Below are 13543 nucleotides of genomic sequence, written 5' to 3'. Positions count from 1 at the left end.
CTTAATGTCCTTGTGCGGTAATCAACCGGCGTTTGGTCAACTGGTCATAAATCATGACGGTCAGCAGCCCCTCCGCGATCGCAATGGGGATCTGCGTCAGGCAGAAAATCCCCATAAATTTAATCACTGAACCCATTGCCCCAGCCTGCGGGTCCGGGAACGCCACCCCAAGCTGCACCGACGTCACGAAGTACGTCACCAGATCCGCCAGCATGGCGCAAAGAAAGACGCCAACATCGCGGCGCAGCCCGGCGCGGCAGGCCATTTGCCATACCAGATACCCGACAACGGGGCCGATAACTGCCATCGACATCCCGTTCGCACCCAGCGTGGTCAGGCCGCCATGCGCCAGCAGCAGCGCCTGAAACAGCAGCACAATCGCCCCGAGGATCGCCACAACGCCTGGGCCAAATAAAATCACCGCAAGCCCTACCCCTGTCGGGTGCGAGCAACTGCCTGTAACAGAAGGAATTTTCAGCGCCGACAGCACGAAGATAAACGCCCCGCACAATGCCAGCAGCACCTTCTGGTTGTTATCTTCCTGCACGATACGGCGCAGGCGCACCAGTCCGTACCACAGGCACGGTAAAAACAGCACCCACCAGGCCAACGCCCACATCGGCGGCAGAAATCCCTCCATGATATGCATGGCGAACGCCTGCTCCGGGACAACCATCAGCAATAACGCCGCAGCTAACCCGCTGAAAGACAGCTGTTTTAGCTGTTGTTCAAGTTTCATTCTGCATACTCCCACTGTTTGTTGACCAGAATGGTCGAAAAATAGGGCAGCGGCTGCTCGTCGCTGACCTCATTCAGGTGACGCCAGCACTGCTCACCGGGCAGCGTGGCTTCCGCCATCATCAGGGCGCACGCCAGCAAACCTTCCTGTTGCAGCAATGCTTTAATGCGCGCGAAGCGACCGTAGACCTTCATCAGCACCAGACTGTCATGCTGTCTTAACGCCTGCTGAATTGTCTCTTCCGCCGCGGTGCAGGAGATCACCGCCAGCGATTGTTGTTCCATCGCCAGCGGCGTTTTTGCGCGGGCGGCAATGGCGGCAAACGAGGTGACGCCAGGAACGATTTCCAGCCACGTCGGGTTGCCGATCCGCTGGAGTAAAAAGACCCAGGTGCTGAACAGCATGGCATCGCCGAGGGTGATAAATCCCACCTGTTTACCCGCCTCCACTTCCTGAACCAGCGCTGCGGCTACCTCATTCCAGACGGCTTCTTTTTCCGCGCTGTCGGCGCTCATCGGAAAGTGGCAGCAGCGGACTTCCGTCTGCTCATCCAGATACTCACGCACAATAGAGAGCGCCAGACTGTCGCCGCCTTTGCGCCCTGCCGGAGCGTAGAGGATATCGAGCGAGCCAAGTATTCGCGCCGCGCGCACGGTGATCAGATCAGCTGCGCCCGGCCCGGTGCTTAACGCATACAGCTTTCCACTCATGCCGCTTCCTCCATGGCCGTATTCAGCGCCTGTTGCAGATGCGCCACGAACATGGCGCGTACCGCCGGATTCTCCCCCAGACCGCTCAGCCACGGCGTCGCCGGGATGCCTGCGGCGTTGAACTGCGTTTTCCAGGAGTCCTCTTCATCGGAAGCCATATCGTTGATGGCATGATCGCCGGCGACAAGCATCAGCGGCATCAGATGCACCGCCGTTACGCCTTCCTGACGTAAGCTCCCGATGAGAATATCCACCTCCGGGTAACTCTCAACCGCTCCCACACGCGCCGGAAAACGCTGCGCTGTCATCATATGGTCCAGACACGCATAGGCCGCAAACGCGTGGTGGCTGGCGCCGTGCCCCATAAACACCACTTTCTCCGTCGCGCCAAGCGTTGGCATCTGCTGCTGTAAAGCCTGCATCAGCTGCGCGTAATCGGCATGGCTGCTCAACAGCGGCACGCCGAGCGTAAGACGGGTAAATAACGGGCGCAGGGTCTGAACTTCACGCACAATTTTTTCGTATTCGTCGCCGTTAATAATGTGCAGGGACTGAATCGCCACATCCTGATACCCCTGTTCAGCAAGCTTCTGCAATGCCTGAAGCGGCGTATCGATTTCAATGCCGTCACGCTGTTTGAGCTTGCGGATAATCATCCCGGAGGTGAACGCGCGAAACAGATCGCGATCCGGGCAGCTGGCTGCCAGATCGCGTTCGCAGGCCACAATGTTCTTCTCACAGGTGTCGTGATAGCTGGTGCCAAAACTCACCACCAGAAGCGCTTTTTTCATCTCTTACTCCTTAAGCAGCGGCCAGCCAGCGCGCCAAACGCTGCGCAAATGCGGCCTGACTTTCCAGTAACTCATCACCCGTTACAAGCGTCGCCGGGCGGGTAATCACGATGCAGGGGATACCGGCATCCAGACAGGGTTGAACTTTTTCCTGATAACCGCCCTCCGCCCCCGATGCTTTTGTCACCACGACATCGGCCTGGCACTGACGATAAAACGCCGCGTTAAATTCAGCGCTGAACGGCCCGCACAGGGCGAAAATCTCACCAACGCCAAATCCCAGGTCGGCACATTGCTGAATGACCTCAGGAACAGGTAAGACGCGGGCCAGCAGTTTTTTGTGCGGCAACCCGGCTCGCCAGGTCGCCAGATCTTTACTTCCGGTCGTTAACAGAACGCGTTCGCCAAAGCGCTGCGCCACATCGCAGGCCTCAGCAATCGTGTGGACATGGTGCAACAGCGGGTGCGTAAGCTCGCTGAGCTGTTCCGGGCGCTGATAGCGGCTCAGCAACACCCCCGCGCGTTCACAGGCGTGCATAATGTTGCGGCTGACGACCTCGGCATACGGGTGCGACGCATCAATGACCCAACGCGTGCGGTGCGCTTTCAGCCAGGCCACCATCTCCTCTGGCTCCAGACGCCCGCAGCGGATCTGACCTTTAATGTCGCCAGCCAGCTGCTTTCCTGTCGGCGTGGCAACCGACAGGGTGTATGCCACCTTTGCCGCATCCAGTTGCTGACACAGCATCCGGGCATCGCTGGTGCCGCCCATAACCAGCACGTCGCCGTAACTCACAGTACGTAACCTCGCGGCGTGATCATCAGACCATCCTGTACGTAAGTGGCTTTGTTGCCGACAATCACCAGGCTGGTCATATCGACAGGCTCAAAATCCATATCGCCGAGCGTGGTCAGCCATTTTTCCTGCTTTTTACGCCCGGCCGACTTCACCACGCCAACCGGCGTTTGCGCGTTTTTGCTGGCGGACAGCAGTTCAAAAGCACGCGCCAGATGACCTTCACGGCCACGGCTGCGCGGGTTATAGAAACAGATCACGAAGTCTGCTTCTCCGGCGGCGATAATCCGTTTTTCGATGACCGGCCACGGCGTCAGGAGATCGCTCAGGCTGATATGACAGAAATCGTGCATCAACGGCGCGCCCAGCAGGGAGGCCGCCGCGATACTGGCGGTCATGCCGGGGATCAGCCGCACTTCAACGTCCAGCTTCTGTTTGCTGACCAGTTCCAGCACCAGCCCCGCCATGCCATAAATCCCCGCATCGCCGCTGCTGATCAGCGCCACATTGTGTCCGGCCTGCGCCAGTTCAATCGCCGCCTGACAGCGTTCGATCTCTTTGCACATTCCGGTTTTGATCACCTGCTTGTCGCCGGTAAAGGCTTTTACCAGATGGGTGTACGTTTTATAACCAACGACAATTTCCGCCACCTGTAAGGCTTCTACGGCTTCCATCGTCATCATTGCCTGCGAGCCAGGGCCAATTCCAATTACGCTTAACATCAGTGTGAAACTCCCAAAGTAATAGTGACGCCCTGTTCGCGCAGGGTTTCGCCAGACAGTTTTCCGTGACTTAACAGCCAGGCCGCCGGGCCGGATACGCTGCCCACACCGACGGTTTGCCGCACAAATCTGGAGGCCGGGAAGCGATGTTCATGCTCACGCAACGCGTCAGCGGTAAAGGTTTCAAAGGGAACGCGACAGCAGGAGGCAAGCTGGATTAATCCTTGCTCATCTTTTTTGAGCGAGACGCTGCCAATCGCTTTCAACGCCAGCGGATCAAATTTCTGCGCCTCCAGCTGTCGCGCCAGCAGCGCTGCCAACAGCGGGAACGGCGTATCGCGGCGACAGCCGATTCCGGCGACCACCCGCTGCGGCACCAGCTTCCAGTGCCGGACGGGGATTTCTGGCAATTCATTGCGCAAAGTGATGCAAATCAGCGCATCAAGCTCAGGAAGTTGATGCAGGTCGGTCACGGTGATGAACCCGCGTCGATCGCAGTGACTGACATCGTCTGCCAGCTCCTCATCCCACCACAGCCCGACGCGCTGGTGGCTGACCAGCATCTGGTTGACGATTTTTACCGCCGAGCGGAAATCGGTCATCCGGGCATTGAGCTGAAATGCCAGCGTATCAAGCGCCGCCATATCGTTAACGTCAGTCGCCGTCGTGATAACCGGATCGGCGCCGAGCATGCCCGCCAGATAGCGGGTCAGCGCATTGGCGCCCCCCGCATGACCAGAGAGCAGGCTGATCACATGCTGGCCCCGTTCGTCGATCACCACCACCGCCGGGTCGCTGAATTTGTCGTTTACCAGCGGTGCCAGCACGCGTACCGCGATGCCGGTCGCACCGATAAAAATCAGCGCCGAATAGTTAGCAAACGCATCGCGGGCCGATTGTGCAAATCCGCCTTCGAAGGGCATAAATCCGTCTTCCAGCAGTTTCTCACTGGTAAAGCAGGTTAACGGCAGCATCGCCGCCAGCCGCTTCGCAAGCTGTACGCCGCCGGGCGTCAGACAAAACAGGGCTATAGATTCAGGCTTTACGGTATTCATGGCTAAAGTCCGCCGCATAGAGTTTTGAGTAGTGATACTCATCCCCCAGGAAATTCCCGACCAGAATGAGCGCCGTTTTACGGATACCCGCCTCACGTACTTTGTCGCCGATATCCGCCAGCGTGCCGCGCACGGTCTGGCTTTCCGGCCAGGTCGCTTTGTAGATAACCGCCACCGGCGTGGTGGTCGGATAGCCGCCTTCAATCAGCCGCTCGGCAACCCGGTGAATACGCTGCACGGAGAGATAAATCGCCATTGACGTCTGGTGGCTGGCGAAGGACTCCAGTTGTTCACGTTCCGGCACCGGAGTACGTCCTTCCAGGCGGGTAATGATGAGGCTTTGCGAAACTTCCGGGACGGTATACTCCACCCCCAGCTCCGCAGCAGCGCCGAGAAACGCGCTGACGCCCGGCACCACCTGCCAGTCGATGCCGCGCCGGGTAAGTTCTTCGCCCTGCTCACGCACGGAGCCGTACAGCGACACATCGCCCGTTTGCAGGCGTACGACCGTTTTTCCGGCCTTCACGCCCGCTTCCATCAGGTCCAGAATTTGCTCCAGATGCAGTTCGGCGCTGTCGTGGCACTCAGCGCCTGGCGGGCAATAGTCCAGCAGCTCAGTATTAATCAGCGATCCGGCATAAATAACGACCTGCGCCTGCTGCAACAGGCGATAACCTTTGAGCGTGATCAGTTCACGATCGCCCGGACCTGCGCCGACAAACCATACACAGCGGGGATCAAATGTCTCAGACATGGTTCTCTTCCTTCTGACAGGCGATAACAAAAACAGGATTATTCGGTTTGAAATAGTGGCCATTGCCGAGGGGAGTGAGTGACGACACCTGCACTTGCAGGCAATCCACCTCATGGATGCCAATCTGTGTCAGATATTCCAGCGCAGTATTCAGGTTTTCCTGAAGGATAAAGGTCATCACCAGACGGCCGCCGGGATGCAATTGCCGCATAGCCCAGTCAATCAGCGTCGTCAGATGGCCGCCGCTCCCGCCCATAAACACCGCATCCGCTTTTTCGGTCATCGTCATCGGCGCTTCACCCGGCAGAATGTCGATATTGCCGCAGGCAAAATGCTGGCGGTTTTCATCCAGCAACCGCAGGGCTGCCGGGTTACGTTCAATCGCCGTAACGTGCAGCGAAGGGTGCTGTAACGCCGCCTCTATCGACACACTCCCGGTCCCGGCGCCTACGTCAATCAGATGGCTGGCACGGTGCAAATCAAGTTTTGACAGCGCGAGCGCGCGAACCGCTTCTTTGGTCATCGGCACGTTCTCGCCACGTAGAAAAAGCTCATCTTTCATCAAGGATCACCACTGCGTTCATGTCATAGTCGGCATTGACTTCACTGACGCGCAGCCAGTGAATCCGCTCGTTTTCCATTGCCAGGTTTTCGCCTATCACCATCCAGCGATGCCCCTTGTCGCGCGCCATTAACTGCGTCGCAATTTCTCGCGGCCCGCAGCGGGCATCCGTCACCATCGCGACCTTGCGATGACGCGCCAGCTCATCAAAACAGACGCTGCGACCGTGGCTGCTGGTCAGCCACATATCGTTCATATCGATACCCGATTGTGCGCACAGATATTGCACTGCGCTGATACCGGGAATAATGCGCACCCGCTCAATGCCAAAATGGGCCACCATGCGCGTCCCGATGCCGTAAAACAGCGGATCGCCGGACGCCAGCACCACGATGCGTTTGTCCTGCTGCCCGGCAATCCAGTTGAGCAATTCCGCAATATTGGCGCCCAGAACAAACTGTTCGCCGGTGAACGCAGGAAACTGCAATAAATGACGCTTTCCCCCCACCAGCACCTCGGCATCCGCCACGGCCTCGCGTGCCGCTGGCGTCATCAAATGCAGCCCTGCCGGCCCCATGCCCACTACCGTTAGCATTGCATCTCCTCCACAATCTCTTCGATCGGGCGATTGCTACCGAGGATCTGGTTATCAAAAGAGAACATGATGGCGTCGCAGGTAGGTGGCGTTTTCGTGAAGCGCAGCATCTGCATCACGCGCATACAGATGCGTTGCGCAAGATGGTTGTAAATATGTTGAAAACCGTATGCTTCAATGTGTTCCATTGCCGCTTCGGTGGTGTCGCAGTCGCTGACCCGAGTCAGTAACTCAAGCGGCGCGCCAAGCAGCGCCAGATGCGCCACCAGGGTTTCCATGCGGGCATCTGCGATGTGGCTGTGAGTGTGGAAAATCCCTGCGGCTATTTTAATCAACTTACCGGGATGGCCGATCAACACGATATGGCGGTATCCCAGACGTACCGCTTCTTCAATCATGTAACCGACAAAATTGCTCATGGTGACGACAACCTGCGTGTCGATACCCATCTGTTCACGCACAAAACGCTCGCCGTGGTTTCCCGGCACCAGCACAACGCGTTCCAGACCGGCGGCGCGTTTGATTTCCAGCTCCAGCGACAGCGAGCGTTTCCAGCTCTCCTCCGACATCGGAGTGACAATGCCGGTGGTTCCAATGATCGAAATACCGCCCAGAATACCGAGGCGCGCGTTATAGGTTTTCTGCGCCCGTTCTTCCCCCTCTGGGGCAAAAATTTCAATATCCGCGCCCCGCGCCGGGCCTATCGCTTCGCGTACTACAGACTCAATGGTATGGCGCGGAGTACGATTAATCGCCGCGCTGCCCACCGGCAGTCCAATTCCCTTACGCGTCACGGTTCCCACGCCTTCTCCGCCCTGCAACGTAATCTCGCCGCTATCGTTCAGCGTTACGCGGGCAAAAATCAGCATTCCGTGCGTGGCATCGACATCATCGCCGCCGTCCTTACGGATCGCGGCAATCGCCTGCCGCCCTTCGATGTGCGGCGACTCGACGTTCAGGCACAATGTCACCCCGGACGGCGTAACGATGGAGACCTGATGAATCAGATGCTGGCGTAACACCATCAACGCGGCGACCTTTGCCGCAGCGGTCGCGCACGATCCGGTGGTATACCCTTTTCGCAACGCTTTGCCGTTGTGCCAGACAGGCGCGTCGAAGGATTGATCGCTCATCGCGCCCCCTGCAAGTAATAGAGCATGGCGTTTACGATCGCGGCGGCGACGTTGCTTCCTCCTTTGCGCCCCAGCGCTGCGATAGCTGGCAACGCGCTTTTCGTCAACGCATCTTTAGACTCCGCCGCCCCGACGAACCCGACCGGCACGCCTACCACGCCACTCACGGCAACGTCATGCTCAAGCAACCGGAACAGCGCCGTCGGCGCATTGCCGAACACAAACACCTTTTCACTCTCTTCCGTCACGGCAATATCCACCGCCGCCATTGATCGGGTAATCCCCTGCGCTTTTGCTTCCGCCACGACTCGCGGATCGCTGATATAGCAACGGCATTCACCGCCAAACGTCGCCAGCAATGTTTTATTGATGCCGGAAAGCGCCATTGTGGTATCGGTATAGATAATGGATGGGCGACTCAGCGCCGCGCAGAGTCGCTCCAGCGCGTCATCGGAAAACCAGAGAATATCCAGCCAGTCAAAGTCGGCGGTGGTGTGAATCACCCGCTTGATGATCGCTTCGTGAAGCGGGCTGGCAAACTGATACTCCGGGCGTGTCTCGCGAATGATCTCGCCAATGATGTCGAAACTTTTGGCCTCAATCGCCTGGGGCTGCTGAATATATTGCATCGTCTGTTATCCTCAGGCTGCGCCAACCAGCAGGCACCGTACGGCGATAAACAGCGCCAGTGCCAGGGTCGAGGCTACCCACATCAATCGAATCGTTCGGGAAATGTCATCTACTGAAATGCCGCGCTGCGCGTCGCCTATCCAGGGTTTTTCAACACGCTCGCCAAAGTAGTCATTCGGGCCGCCAAGACGAATACCCAGCGCACCGGCAACAGAGGCTTCTGACCACGCGCAGTTAGGACTGCTGTGGTTGTAGCGATCCCGCCAGCCGATATGCAGGGCGCGATAGCCGTCGTAACGACACAACGTCGCGGCAATGCTCAGCAGCAACCAGCTCAGACGCGCCGGGATAACGTTCGCAATATCATCCAGACGGGCGCTGACCATACCAATGGCGCGATATTTTTCGTGTTTATAGCCAACCATTGAATCGAGGGTATTTACGGCTTTGTACGCCATTGCCAGCGGCGCGCCGCCCAAAAAGAGGAAAAAAAGCGGGGCGATGATGCCGTCTACGGTGTTCTCGGCGACCGTTTCCACCACGGCACGATTAACCTGTTCAGGCTGTAACTGTGAGGTATCTCGTCCGACAATCCATGACAGCTTCTCGCGGCTTTCAGCTAAATCGCCCGCCCGCAGCGGGCGTTCAACATCGCGGGCAGCATTCGCAAGACAGCGGCCAGCCAGCACGGTAAAAATCATCCAGATCTCTACCAGCCAGCCAAACCAGGGATGGATCGCGCTCGCCAGCGCCAGCACGCCCCAGGAAACCGCCCACGTCACGCCGACCACCACCAGCCACATCACCGCTCCGCCAATGCGCAGCGATCTGTCGCTATGGCAGTAACGCCGCACAACACGTTGAGTTGCTGAAATTAAATTGCCAATCCAGCGTACCGGATGCGGCCAGTTCTGCGGATCGCCAATAACGAAATCAAGAAGCCAGGCGATACACCACGCAAGCACGGTCATAGCGCCTCCCTTCCTGCCGCCAGCCAGTGGTTCAGCATTGCAGGACGTTGTGCGAAATGAACGTGAAGGTAGCTTGCGAAGGTATTTCCCACCTGCCAGCCGCCAGACCATTCCTGCAATGTCTTACCATCGCGGACTTTACGGCACGCCATCACCGCCGGGTTTTCCGGGAGAAAATCAGAATAGTGGAACTCATGTCCACGCAGCACTTCGCCTGCCGCCGCCAGCAGCGTTTGCTCTCTGGCCTGCGCTTCGCAGTAGCCGAAGCGGGTCAACCGTTTCCCCATTTTGCTGTGCCCCGGAATCACATCCACCATCCGATGAATCTCTCCACTGGCGTCCTCCAGGGTACTGCCGAGGTACATCAGCCCGCCGCACTCTGCATAAATCGCCACGCCGCGCTGATGGGCGGCGCGCATTTGCGCCAGCATTGGGGTGTTCGCCGCCAGCGCGGCGGCGTGTAGCTCGGGGTATCCGCCTCCCAGCCAGATCATCTGGCATTCCGGCAGCGTGCTGTCATGCAGTGGACTAAAACACGTCATCGTTACGCCAGTACGTTCCAGCAGTTTGATGTTATCGGGATAGTAAAAGTTAAACGCTTCGTCATCCGCGATGGCAACGGTAAGTCCTTTTCCCGCCTGCGGGTCGGGTAACGCCGGCCACTCGCCAGCAGGCAGCGCGGTTAGCTGACTCAGGGAAAGAAGCGCATCAATGTCCAGCGTTCGTTCAAGCGTATCGGCAAAATCCTGCCACGGCTGTTGATTAACGACGGACTCACGCGCGGTAATCAGCCCCAGATGACGCTCCGGCAACGCCACGCCTTCCACTCCGGGAACATAGCCAAGCACCGGTAGCGAACAATAGCGTTCAATCGCCGTTTTCAGGAGTTGGTAGTGAGTTTCGCTATTAACGCGATTAACAATCACGCCAGCGATATTGAGGTCAGGATCAAAGTGCTGAAATCCCATTACCGTTGCGGCAATGGAGGTAGAAACGGCTTTACCGTCCACCAGTAAAATCACGGGGCAGCCCAGCTGTTTCGCCATCGCCGCCGTACTACAGTAGTTCGGGTCGGTGCCATAGCCGTCATAGAGTCCCATCACGCCTTCGATCACCGCGACGTCCGCCTGCTGCATGTGTTCACAAAACAGCGCGTTAAGCACGGGCTCCGGGAGCATAAAGCTGTCGAGGTTACGGGACGCACTGCCGCATACTGCCGTATGCCAGCCGGTATCGAGATAATCAGGGCCGACTTTGCATGGCTGAACACGCATTCCACGTCTTTTCAGCAGACTCAGCAGACCAAGCGTGACGGTGGTTTTACCACAGCCGCTTCCGGTCCCTGCGAGAATAAATGCGTGAAGCTTTGCCGCCATACCCTGATCCTGTTCAGGGTGGTAGAGGTATTGTTTAGCTGCGTATTACCCCAGTCTTTCGACTGTACGCTACTGAGCAACCCACTTCCCACCGAAGTTGTTGGTAAATACCGACAGGCAGGTCTTCTGGCTTAGCGTCCTCCTCGCCCGTCCTTCCCAATCTTGCGATCAGTGGTCTTACGGGGTCGTCAGCATCACAGCAGCGGGGGCTGCGGGGGATTCTCACCCCCTTCCCTGACACAAATGTGCCAAACCTGTCGGCTGATGTTATGAGCATCACTTTCTCGCTCATAACGACAATTAAATTTTAATTACCTGTTACGCGCCATTATGCCAACGCAATGGTGTAATGACGCCTGTTTTGAATGAAACACTGCGCAAAAGAATAATGAAACCTATTCATAATGACACTGTATCTCATCACAAAAATAAAAACTGGCTCAGTTTATCCTTCAGATAACATTATTTTGTTGCGCTATGACAATTTATTGCTCTGCTATAGTTTTTTTCATTTTATAATGACTGACATACAATACGATATCAAAAATCGGCAATAGCAAAATATTGCTATTTATGCGGACTCGGCGGACGAATTATCATTTATTTGCTGACGGAAAGCCTGTGGCGTGATCTGATAGGTCTGACGGAACACTTTGCAAAAATAACTGGTTTGAGAAAAGCCTAAATTACGTGCAATGCTGGCGATACTCCAGTCACTGTGACAAAGCAGCTCTCTGGCGCTGGCCATGCGCTGTTGGTTTACCCAGGCATTAAAACCGATTCCCTGATATTTCTTGAATAACTTACTAAAGTAGTACGGGCTGAGGTAGACGTGAGAAGCGACATCTTCAAGGCGAAGATCGTCCGATAAATGCGCATCAATGTAGCGTAACGCTTTCTTCATTTTGCTGTCGTGGGGATTGGGCCCACGTTGCGAACGAGCAGGTTCCGCTTGCGGCGGATTGTCTTTAATAACAACAAAATTAAGTTGTTTTTTAAGGCAATTTTCCACAATCAGCTTCAGCAGATCCGCAGAGGCTATCACCCGCGCGTAGTCCATTTCGGGGACGTTTCGGAACTCATTCAACAGTTCAGGATCGGCCTGCCAGCGATCATCGACATTAAGAATATCAACCAGTCCGACATCATCGCTTAAACGTACCTGACCGCATAACACAAACCCCACCAGATGACCGGCAATCACCAAAGGAATGGAGAAATCGGTTAGCCCGGCATGGCAACGATAAATACAGGGCTGATCTGATTTTGACGCTTCCAGCCCCCCGCAGCGATCGCTCATACGGCAACGAATACTGTGTTGAGGATGTTGACGCATTAGCTGACAAAAAGGCGTGAAATTGAATAACTCAGAAATTTCATCACCGTGAATATTGACAACCACGACCGCCAGACTGGTGGCTTGTGCAAAATCCTGTGCGATTTTATTAATGAGTTCTGAGTTCAGGGCACTCGCAGAAATCATGATAAAACCCCTCAGTTAATTTATTGTTGCAAATAGAACATTTATTTCACATTTACCTTTCATCATCACCATACTGTATTAGTGATAAAAAAGTATAAGGGACAATAACAAAAGTCTCCCATCCGTGGGAGACGTTTTGACCAGTTCGTGAAACCAGATCACGAAATGATTTTACGTGTTTCAAAAATACATACGTCCCGTCGTGTTAACGTCCATTTTCCTCCAGCTTACAGGTATTGCACGGTAAATTTTTACCAATCAGGTAACGATAAACCGCAGCTCCGGCGCAAGCTCCGACAATCGGCGCAATAATCGGCACAATAAAATAAGGAATATCGCGCCCCCCGGTCATGGCAATGTCTCCCCAACCGGCAAACCACGCGAATAATTTTGGACCAAAATCACGCGCCGGATTCATCGCAAACCCCGTAAGCGGCCCGGTAGACGCCCCGATAACGGCAACCAAAATACCGATAAGCAAAGGCGCCAGCGGCCCTTTAGGAACCCCATTGCCATCATCGGTCAGCGCCATGATCATCCCCATCAGAATCGAGGTAATGACCACTTCGACCAGCGCCGCCTGCCATACGCTCAGCGCGGCTGCCGGGTAGGTACTGAAAATACTGGCAAGTTGCAGACTCTCCACGCTGCCGCGCACCATATGGTTCGCCGCTTCAAACTCGGTAAATAAGCTACCGTAGAGCAGATAGGCCAACAGCGCGCCGCCGAACGCTCCGGCAACCTGAGCGATGGAATAAGGCAAGACCTTTCGCCCAGGGAAACAGGCAAACAACCACAGCGCAATGGTAATCGCCGGGTTCAGGTGCGCGCCCGATATCCCGGCCGTGAGATAAACGGCAAGCGAGATCCCAAGCCCCCAAATGATGCAGATCTCCCATAGCCCCAGACTCGCACCCGCAACCTTTAATGCACTCAGGCAACCGATACCAAAGAACAAAAACAGCCCGGTGCCCAAAAACTCGGCAATACATTGTGCTTTTAGTGAATCGTTCATTGTGACACCTTCTAAGCAGAGTTCGTGTCTTTACCAGCACAACGCCGTACTGGCAGTAGAATACAACGAGCATCACTATAAAAAGCGGCACCTGTAAATTGTTGGCAATCTGCCGTTAACCTGCCCCGAAAAATCGTGTTGCTATAGCAAAATATTGCTCTCTGTTTATTCTCCAGGGCAATAATGGAGCGTACTCTAACGAATAAAATGC

15 protein-coding genes and 1 riboswitch are annotated in these 13543 nt (G+C 55.8%); all 15 genes read right to left on the bottom strand.

Annotation, left to right across the window (positions count from 1 at the left end; translation table 11 throughout):
- Window position 1: 1 nt before the first annotated feature.
- Window positions 2-739, bottom strand: coding sequence for a cobalt ECF transporter S component CbiM (gene cbiM, locus OGY62_RS17855; protein WP_012131788.1), 738 nt, complete (start codon window positions 737-739; stop codon window positions 2-4).
- The gene (locus OGY62_RS17850; RefSeq protein WP_286460356.1) at window positions 736-1449 is read right to left on the bottom strand and encodes a cobalt-factor II C(20)-methyltransferase; all 714 of its coding nucleotides are present in this window, start codon (window positions 1447-1449) and stop codon (window positions 736-738) included. Before OGY62_RS17850 ends, cbiM begins: the two co-directional genes overlap by 4 nt.
- Window positions 1446-2240 carry a sirohydrochlorin cobaltochelatase gene (gene cbiK, locus OGY62_RS17845; RefSeq protein ID WP_012131786.1) on the bottom strand — a complete coding sequence of 265 codons (795 nt, stop codon included), beginning with the start codon at window positions 2238-2240 and terminating at the stop codon, window positions 1446-1448. Before cbiK ends, OGY62_RS17850 begins: the two co-directional genes overlap by 4 nt.
- A gap of 10 nt (window positions 2241-2250) precedes the next feature.
- On the bottom strand, window positions 2251-3036 hold the full coding sequence (locus tag OGY62_RS17840) for a cobalt-precorrin-6A reductase (protein ID WP_012131785.1): 786 nt from the start codon (window positions 3034-3036) through the stop codon (window positions 2251-2253).
- The gene (locus OGY62_RS17835) at window positions 3033-3758 is read right to left on the bottom strand and encodes a precorrin-3B C(17)-methyltransferase (protein ID WP_286460355.1); all 726 of its coding nucleotides are present in this window, start codon (window positions 3756-3758) and stop codon (window positions 3033-3035) included. The genes OGY62_RS17840 and OGY62_RS17835 overlap by 4 nt, the downstream gene beginning before the upstream one ends.
- Entirely contained in the window at window positions 3758-4813 is a 1056-nt protein-coding gene (gene cbiG, locus OGY62_RS17830) for a cobalt-precorrin 5A hydrolase (RefSeq protein WP_047462746.1), read from the bottom strand. Before cbiG ends, OGY62_RS17835 begins: the two co-directional genes overlap by 1 nt.
- The gene (locus OGY62_RS17825; RefSeq protein WP_012131782.1) at window positions 4794-5567 is read right to left on the bottom strand and encodes a cobalt-precorrin-4 methyltransferase; all 774 of its coding nucleotides are present in this window, start codon (window positions 5565-5567) and stop codon (window positions 4794-4796) included. Before OGY62_RS17825 ends, cbiG begins: the two co-directional genes overlap by 20 nt.
- Window positions 5560-6129: a decarboxylating cobalt-precorrin-6B (C(15))-methyltransferase gene (locus tag OGY62_RS17820; RefSeq protein ID WP_047462740.1), complete on the bottom strand. Its 570-nt coding sequence runs from the start codon at window positions 6127-6129 to the stop codon at window positions 5560-5562. Before OGY62_RS17820 ends, OGY62_RS17825 begins: the two co-directional genes overlap by 8 nt.
- Entirely contained in the window at window positions 6119-6724 is a 606-nt protein-coding gene (locus tag OGY62_RS17815) for a cobalt-precorrin-7 (C(5))-methyltransferase (RefSeq protein WP_286460354.1), read from the bottom strand. Before OGY62_RS17815 ends, OGY62_RS17820 begins: the two co-directional genes overlap by 11 nt.
- A complete protein-coding gene (gene cbiD, locus OGY62_RS17810; RefSeq protein WP_012131779.1) occupies window positions 6718-7857 on the bottom strand; it encodes a cobalt-precorrin-5B (C(1))-methyltransferase CbiD in 1140 nt (379 codons plus the stop codon). The genes OGY62_RS17815 and cbiD overlap by 7 nt, the downstream gene beginning before the upstream one ends.
- On the bottom strand, window positions 7854-8486 hold the full coding sequence (locus OGY62_RS17805; protein WP_012131778.1) for a cobalt-precorrin-8 methylmutase: 633 nt from the start codon (window positions 8484-8486) through the stop codon (window positions 7854-7856). Before OGY62_RS17805 ends, cbiD begins: the two co-directional genes overlap by 4 nt.
- Before the next feature lie 12 nt (window positions 8487-8498).
- Window positions 8499-9458: an adenosylcobinamide-phosphate synthase CbiB gene (gene cbiB / locus OGY62_RS17800; protein WP_047462732.1), complete on the bottom strand. Its 960-nt coding sequence runs from the start codon at window positions 9456-9458 to the stop codon at window positions 8499-8501.
- Entirely contained in the window at window positions 9455-10834 is a 1380-nt protein-coding gene (locus OGY62_RS17795; RefSeq protein ID WP_058669352.1) for a cobyrinic acid a,c-diamide synthase CobB, read from the bottom strand. The genes cbiB and OGY62_RS17795 overlap by 4 nt, the downstream gene beginning before the upstream one ends.
- Before the next feature lie 99 nt (window positions 10835-10933).
- Window positions 10934-11107, bottom strand: a riboswitch (cobalamin riboswitch).
- Window positions 11108-11405: 298 nt separating this feature from the next.
- Window positions 11406-12317 (bottom strand): transcriptional regulator PocR, encoded by a 912-nt coding sequence (gene pocR / locus OGY62_RS17790; protein ID WP_012131773.1) that lies wholly within the window; start codon window positions 12315-12317, stop codon window positions 11406-11408.
- 205 nt (window positions 12318-12522) lie between these two features.
- A complete protein-coding gene (gene pduF, locus OGY62_RS17785) occupies window positions 12523-13332 on the bottom strand; it encodes a propanediol diffusion facilitator PduF (protein ID WP_012131772.1) in 810 nt (269 codons plus the stop codon).
- Window positions 13333-13543: the final 211 nt, after the last annotated feature.

This window comes from Citrobacter sp. CK198 (assembly GCF_030333295.1).
Classification (GTDB): Bacteria; Pseudomonadota; Gammaproteobacteria; order Enterobacterales; family Enterobacteriaceae; genus Citrobacter_B; species Citrobacter_B koseri.
This window is presented reverse-complemented; position numbering and strand designations above follow the sequence as displayed.

Coding starts and splice junctions, on each gene's coding strand:
- OGY62_RS17825 (WP_012131782.1), bottom strand. CDS start 5,567: ATGTCTGAGACATTTGATCCCCGCTGTGTATGGTTTGTCGGCGCAGGT.
- cbiG (WP_047462746.1), bottom strand. CDS start 4,813: ATGAATACCGTAAAGCCTGAATCTATAGCCCTGTTTTGTCTGACGCCC.
- OGY62_RS17805 (WP_012131778.1), bottom strand. CDS start 8,486: ATGCAATATATTCAGCAGCCCCAGGCGATTGAGGCCAAAAGTTTCGAC.
- cbiB (WP_047462732.1), bottom strand. CDS start 9,458: ATGACCGTGCTTGCGTGGTGTATCGCCTGGCTTCTTGATTTCGTTATT.
- OGY62_RS17815 (WP_286460354.1), bottom strand. CDS start 6,724: ATGCTAACGGTAGTGGGCATGGGGCCGGCAGGGCTGCATTTGATGACG.
- cbiD (WP_012131779.1), bottom strand. CDS start 7,857: ATGAGCGATCAATCCTTCGACGCGCCTGTCTGGCACAACGGCAAAGCG.
- cbiM (WP_012131788.1), bottom strand. CDS start 739: ATGAAACTTGAACAACAGCTAAAACAGCTGTCTTTCAGCGGGTTAGCT.
- cbiK (WP_012131786.1), bottom strand. CDS start 2,240: ATGAAAAAAGCGCTTCTGGTGGTGAGTTTTGGCACCAGCTATCACGAC.
- OGY62_RS17795 (WP_058669352.1), bottom strand. CDS start 10,834: ATGGCGGCAAAGCTTCACGCATTTATTCTCGCAGGGACCGGAAGCGGC.
- OGY62_RS17850 (WP_286460356.1), bottom strand. CDS start 1,449: ATGAGTGGAAAGCTGTATGCGTTAAGCACCGGGCCGGGCGCAGCTGAT.
- pocR (WP_012131773.1), bottom strand. CDS start 12,317: ATGATTTCTGCGAGTGCCCTGAACTCAGAACTCATTAATAAAATCGCA.
- OGY62_RS17820 (WP_047462740.1), bottom strand. CDS start 6,129: ATGAAAGATGAGCTTTTTCTACGTGGCGAGAACGTGCCGATGACCAAA.
- pduF (WP_012131772.1), bottom strand. CDS start 13,332: ATGAACGATTCACTAAAAGCACAATGTATTGCCGAGTTTTTGGGCACC.
- OGY62_RS17835 (WP_286460355.1), bottom strand. CDS start 3,758: ATGTTAAGCGTAATTGGAATTGGCCCTGGCTCGCAGGCAATGATGACG.